The 5,714-nt window shown below is 70.3% G+C and carries 6 protein-coding genes; 2 read left to right on the top strand and 4 right to left on the bottom strand.

Features of this window, described 5'->3' with window-relative positions; translation table 11 throughout:
* Window positions 1-66: 66 nt before the first annotated feature.
* Window positions 67-1,854 carry an MDR family MFS transporter gene (locus tag IFT36_RS14855; RefSeq protein WP_200413534.1) on the bottom strand — a complete coding sequence of 596 codons (1,788 nt, stop codon included), beginning with the start codon at window positions 1,852-1,854 and terminating at the stop codon, window positions 67-69.
* Between the two features lie 7 nt (window positions 1,855-1,861).
* Window positions 1,862-2,548 carry a TetR/AcrR family transcriptional regulator gene (locus IFT36_RS14850; RefSeq protein WP_200413533.1) on the bottom strand — a complete coding sequence of 229 codons (687 nt, stop codon included), beginning with the start codon at window positions 2,546-2,548 and terminating at the stop codon, window positions 1,862-1,864.
* 212 nt (window positions 2,549-2,760) lie between these two features.
* On the opposite strand from IFT36_RS14850, the gene IFT36_RS14845 reads away from it, so the two are divergent.
* Window positions 2,761-3,024: a hypothetical protein gene (locus tag IFT36_RS14845; protein ID WP_056047088.1), complete on the top strand. Its 264-nt coding sequence runs from the start codon at window positions 2,761-2,763 to the stop codon at window positions 3,022-3,024.
* A 9-nt stretch (window positions 3,025-3,033) separates the two neighbouring features.
* Here IFT36_RS14845 and IFT36_RS14840 read toward each other — a convergent pair whose 3' ends face one another.
* Together IFT36_RS14840 and IFT36_RS14835 are read right to left on the bottom strand one after the other, a co-directional pair.
* Entirely contained in the window at window positions 3,034-3,303 is a 270-nt protein-coding gene (locus tag IFT36_RS14840) for a hypothetical protein (RefSeq protein ID WP_148053652.1), read from the bottom strand.
* A gap of 97 nt (window positions 3,304-3,400) precedes the next feature.
* The gene (locus IFT36_RS14835) at window positions 3,401-3,901 is read right to left on the bottom strand and encodes a MarR family winged helix-turn-helix transcriptional regulator (protein ID WP_123570737.1); all 501 of its coding nucleotides are present in this window, start codon (window positions 3,899-3,901) and stop codon (window positions 3,401-3,403) included.
* Between the two features lie 304 nt (window positions 3,902-4,205).
* On the opposite strand from IFT36_RS14835, the gene IFT36_RS14830 reads away from it, so the two are divergent.
* Complete coding sequence (locus IFT36_RS14830; RefSeq protein ID WP_056047096.1) at window positions 4,206-5,504, top strand: NAD(P)/FAD-dependent oxidoreductase; 1,299 nt, start codon at window positions 4,206-4,208, stop codon at window positions 5,502-5,504.
* The last annotated feature ends 210 nt before the right edge of the window (window positions 5,505-5,714 follow it).

The following is a 5,714-nucleotide window of genomic DNA, read 5'->3' as shown; positions in this document are numbered from 1 at the left end:
CGGCCGCGGCCCTGCCCGCCCAGGGCCCCGCCGCCGTCTGACCCGGCGCCCCCGCGATCCGACCGGCTACGGGCGGTCGGCGTCGTCCCGCTCGTCGACCCCGTCGGCGACACGCTCGTCGGCGTCGTCCCGCTGATCGACCCCGTCGAGCGGCGCGACCGGAGCCCCGGTCGCCACCGCACCGGCGGTCGCCACCTCGGACGCCGTCCCGGCACCGCGCCTCCCGGCCCGCCCGGCGCCACGACCGTGCGCGGCGCGCTCGGCGGCCTCGAGCTGCTCGGCCTCGTCGCCCGACAGCGCCTCGCCGCGGGACACCATGCCGGCCACGTCGGAGAGTCTGATCTGCGGCAGGAAGAGCGACAGCACGAACGCCACGGCGATGAACGGGATCAGGTAGGCGAAGACCGGCGCCAGCGAGTCGGCGTAGGCCTCGACGACGAGACGACGGATCTGCTCGGGCAGCTGGTTCAGCGTCGCGGGGTCGAGGGTCGCGGTGGCCTGCGAGGCGTCACCGGCCGACGCCCCGGCGCCCGTGAAGACGTCCGTCAGGTTCGAGGTGAGCCGGCTCGTGAACAACGCACCGAAGATCGCGACGCCGAGCGCGGCGCCCACCTCGCGGAAGTAGTTGTTCGTGCTGGTCGCCGTGCCCACGTTCTGGGCGTCGACCGAGTTCTGCACCACGAGCACGACGACCTGCATGATCAGGCCGAGGCCCGCACCGAAGAGGAAGAGGAACACGCAGATCAGCCAGAGCGGGGTGTCGGCGGTCAGGGTCGTGAAGAGCGCCATGGCGATGCCGGTCAGGATCGTGCCGACCACCGGGAACACCTTGTACTTGCCGGTCCGGGTGATCAGGTTGCCCGACAGGATCGACGTGCCGATCAGGCCGACCATCATCGGCAGCAGCAGCAGGCCCGAGACGGCCGCGGACGCGCCCGACGACATCTGCAGGAAGGTCGGCACGAACGCGATGGCCGAGAACATGCCGATGCCGAGTACGAAGCCGACGGCGGTCGCCAGCACGAACACCTTGTTGCGGAAGAACGACAGCGGGATGATCGGGTCGTCGGCACGCGACTCGACGAGCACGAACAGCGACGCCGCCACCACGACTCCGGCGCCCCAGAGCCAGGTCTCGGGCGCACCCCAGCCGTGGTCGTCCTGACCGCCGAACTCGGTGAAGAAGATCAGGCAGGTGGTCGCCGCCGACAGCAGCACCACGCCGAGCACGTCGATGCGCTTGGTGGCCTTCTTGCTCGGCAGCGTCAGGGCGGCCCAGGTGATGGCGAACGCCGCGATGCCGACGGGGATGTTGATGTAGAACGCCCACTGCCAGGTGAGGTGGTCGACGAAGAAGCCGCCGAGCAGGGGTCCGCCGATGGCCGACAGGCCGAAGACCGCGCCGAGCGGTCCGAGGTACTTGCCGCGCTCGGAGGCGGGCACGATGTCGGCGATGATCGCCTGCGAGAGGATCATCAGACCGCCGCCGCCGAGGCCCTGGATCGCGCGGAACACCACGAACGTCCAGAAGTCGGTGGCGAAGGCGCAGCCGATGCTCGCGAGGGTGAAGATCGCGATCGCCACGAGGAACAGGTTGCGACGGCCGAGGACGTCGCCGAACTTGCCGTAGATCGGCATGACGATCGTCGTGGCGAGCAGGTATGCCGTGGTGATCCAGGCCTGGTGCTCGACGCCGCCGAGCTCGCCGACGATGGTCGGCATGGCCGTCGACACGATCGTCTGGTCGAGGCTCGACAGCAGCATGCCCGAGATGAGGGCGCCGAAGATGATCCAGATGCGTCTCTTCGTCAAGAGGAAGGGCGCGTCGGCCTTCGCTGCGGTGGTGGTCGTCATGGCTGGGTCACAGCGCCTTTCGGTCGTGGTCGGCAGGGTGGGTCGGGGCGGGCGGGGAGGCGGGGCCACGAGGCGCGGCGGCGGCGAAGAGCTCGCGGGCGATCACGAGCTGGTCGGCGAGGACGGCGTCGAAGCGCTCGTCGTCCCGCCCCTCGGCGGAGAAGAACCGTTCGAAGGCCCGCTGGACGAGTCCGGTGAGCAGGGTCACCGCGACGTCGATGCGGGGATCGCCCACGTCGAGCCCCTCGTGTGCGGCCACGGCCGAGACGACGCGTCGCCGCTGCTCGTCGCCCTGCCGCATCATGGCGCCGAACAGGCGGGGCTCGCGGTCGAGCGCGGCCTTGAAGTGCGCGGCCTGCCCGCGGGTGAGGCCGACGTTCTCGACCCGCTCGACGACGAGCGCGCCCAGGTCGTCGAAGACGGTCGACAAGGGCGGGAGGCGCGGGTCGCGTCGCGAGGACGAGTACCCGTCGAGCGCCTCGTCGTCGTCGTCGAGCGCGACCCCGACGACGACGTCGTCCTTCGACGCGAAGTGGTTGAAGAACGTCCGACGCGAGATGCCGACCGAGGCGCAGAGCTCCTCGATGGTGAAGCCGGCGAGTCCGTGCTCGGCCGTCAGGCGCCGGGCGGCAGCGGTCAACTCGAAGCGGGTGCGCAGTCGACGCTGGGCCGTCTTGCCGGCGGTCGTGGCCATCGCGCGCCTCCTGGTCTCGTCGCTCTCGTGATCGGCGACGTCGCCGGGGGCCTCGCGGCCGAAGACGATGATTGCACTTTCGCGCCAGGAGTGCAATAACGCATCCTGTGGACCCGCCCTCCCACCGGGGCGGCTGGGGGCTACGCGGCAGAACCATCCGCGTCCCCTGAGAACGACGTCGCCGGACGTCAGGTGTTGCCTACGCTGATCGGATGAGTGCACCGAGAGCCCGCCGCGTCTGCCTGTCGGTCGCCGGTTTCGCCCTCGTGGCGATCGGCCTGGCCGTCCTGGCGTTCACCTTCGACTGGGATGCCCCGACGATGCTCGGCCTGCCCGCCGGGCTCGCCGGCTTCTCGCTGATGATCGCCGGCGCGATCGCCGCCGAGGTCGGCTTCCGCGGGGCGGTCAAGGCGCGGAGGCGCGAGGTCGCGGTCCGTCGGCGCTCCCACGTCACCGACCTCGAGCGCACGTCGTAGCGGTCGCGGTCAGACGGTCAGCCACTTGATCGCCGGGTAGAGCACCCGGGCGATCTTGCGGGGGCACGGGAACGACGTCTTCGTGCCGTCTCGTTCGTTGAGCGTGATGACCGGTCGATCCGCGACCGTCGAGTAGTCGACGGTCTCGAGCGAACCGGCAGGGATCTCGTGCGTCGTGGGGCGTCCGGCGGTGTCACGGAGCACGTAGACGAGACGATCGTCGTGCACCTGCATGCCGTGCTGCGCACCGCCTGCCGTCCAGGTCACCGAGAGTCTCACGAGCCGACCCTAGCGGGTCGCCGGGCCGCGGGGGCCGGGGCGTCGCCCACCGGCTTCCGCCGGACCTCCCGACCAGGAGGTGCGGAGTCGGTCGTCCTCACGGAGTCGCGACCCCGAGGGCGTCGCCCAGGTCGCGGAAGACCGCCTCGGCGACGGGCCGGCGGGACGCGGACAGCGCCTCCTGCACGACTCGTCCGTAGAGGATGCCGGCCTCGTCCACGCCGCTCGACCCCTCGGCGGTGAGCGCCAGGACGAAACTGCGTCGATCGGTCGGGTGCTGGAGCCGGACGACGAGACCGGCGGCCTCGAGGCGGTCCGCGAGGGCCGTCATGGCACCCGACGAGAGCCCCAGGGCTTCGCCGACCTTCTTGGGCGGGGTGTCGCCGTGCACGGAGAGGTGCACCAGGGCGAGGTAGTCCGTGGCGCCGACGCCCATGCCCTTGGCCAACCGGTCGTTGACGGAGGCGATCCGGGACTGCAGGCGCTGCAGCGCGACGAGCACGGCGGTGACGTCGTCGGTCCGCGGCTCGGGGCGGGTGTCGGCACGGGTGTCGGAACGGGGCGCGACGGTCGTCTGCGCGTCGGGGGCGGGGGTCATCGGGTCTCCGGGAGGAATCGGATCGGGTACGGCGTCCACCTCGGCCCGGGGTTCGGGTCCCGTCCGACGACTCCGCGACACATGTCGCTTATTGAACGAGCAACTCGATCACCAAGTAGTTAGATGATCGTACCATCGGTGGACGGGCCCCGGAAGTCCCCCGGTCACGGGTCGTCCGTCGATGCATCCGGTGCACGATCCGACTCGTGAGGCGAGTAAACTCGCGGCGGACTCGGCGCCAGGGTCCGGCCAACCGGGGTCGACGACGATCCGACGACACGATCGACACCGCAGGAGCAACCCCATGACCGCAGACCCCCGCCCCCACGTCGTCATCGTCGGCGGCGGCTTCGCCGGCATCGCGGCGATGAGGTCCCTCCGAGACGCCGACGTCCGCATCACCCTGATCGACCGCCACGTCTACAACATGTTCCAGCCGCTCATGTACCAGGTCGCCACCGGCGGCCTCAACGCGGGCGACGTCACCTACTTCCTGCGCAGCCTGCGGTCCAAGCAGTCGAACGCCGAGTTCCGCCACGGGCTGCTCACGACGATCCGCGCCGACGAGCGCATCATCACCCTGCGCGACGGCGAGGAGATCGCCTATGACGCCCTGGTCCTCGCCAACGGCGTCAACACCAGCTACTTCGGCACCAAGGGCGCCTACGAGTACGCCTACTCGATGTACTCCCGCTCGCAGGCGCTGCGCATCCGCGACGAGCTCTTCACGCAGCTCGAGAACGCCGCGGCCTCGGTGGGCAGCGGCGAGGTGCGCGTCGTCATCGTCGGTGGCGGTGCCACGGGCGTCGAGATGGCCGGCGCGCTGGCCGAACTGCGCGACCAGGCGTTGAAGGACGCCTACCCCGAGATCGACGCGTCGAGCATCACGATCACCCTCGTGCACCGCAGCGGCGAGTTGCTCAAGCCCTTCTCCCCTCGTCTGCGCAAGTACGCCGCCAAGGTGCTGCGCAAGCGCGGCGTCGACCTGCGGCTCGACACGGGTGTCGAAGAGGTCCGTCCCGACGGCGTCGTCGCCGCGGACGGCGAGTTCATCCCGGCCGAGCTCGTCATCTGGGCCACCGGCGTCGCGGCCCACGCCGAGGTCGCCTCGTGGGGCGTGCCGCAGACCCATGGTGGACGCATCCAGGTGAACGACGACCTCACGGTCAAGGGCTTCGACTGCATCTTCGCCGCGGGTGACATCGCCGCCACCGACGACGCCCTCGCTCAGCTCGCCCAGCCGGCGATCCAGGGCGGCGAGCACATCGGCGAACAGATCGTCCGCCTGCTCGCCGGCAAGAAGCTCGCGCCGTTCAAGTACCACGACAAGGGCACCATGGCCACGGTGGGCACGAACGCCGCCGTGGTGCAGTTGCCCAACGGCTTCACGCTGACCGGCCCCGTCGCCTGGCTGTTGTGGGTGTTCGTCCACATCACGAGCCTGCTCGGGAACGGCAACCGTCTCTCGACCCTCACGCACTTCTTCGTGCGCTACCTCTGGGCGCTCCGCAAGCGGGCCATCCCCATCGTGGGCGACGTCCGGCCGGTGCGCCCGAACGGTGACCGGGCGCCCGAGAAGTGGCAGACCGAGAAGGCCGAGTAGCGGTCGGCGCCTCCTGACCCGGACGCCGAGAACCCCGTTCACGAAGACGAACCACGATTGATCGGGGTTCTTCTTCGCGAACGGGGTTCTTCGTTGATCGGGACGTGCCCGATCGGTCGAGCGGGGGTGTTACTCGGTGGCGGCGGTGATCTTCGCGACGCCGACGAGCATCTCGTCCTGGACGGCGTCGGTCTTGAAGGTCTGGTTCAG

This window comes from Frigoribacterium sp. CFBP 13605, from assembly GCF_014839405.1.
Classification (GTDB): Bacteria; Actinomycetota; Actinomycetes; order Actinomycetales; family Microbacteriaceae; genus Frigoribacterium.
Note: the sequence above shows the minus strand (reverse complement) of the source record. Positions and strands in the feature narration are given on the sequence as shown.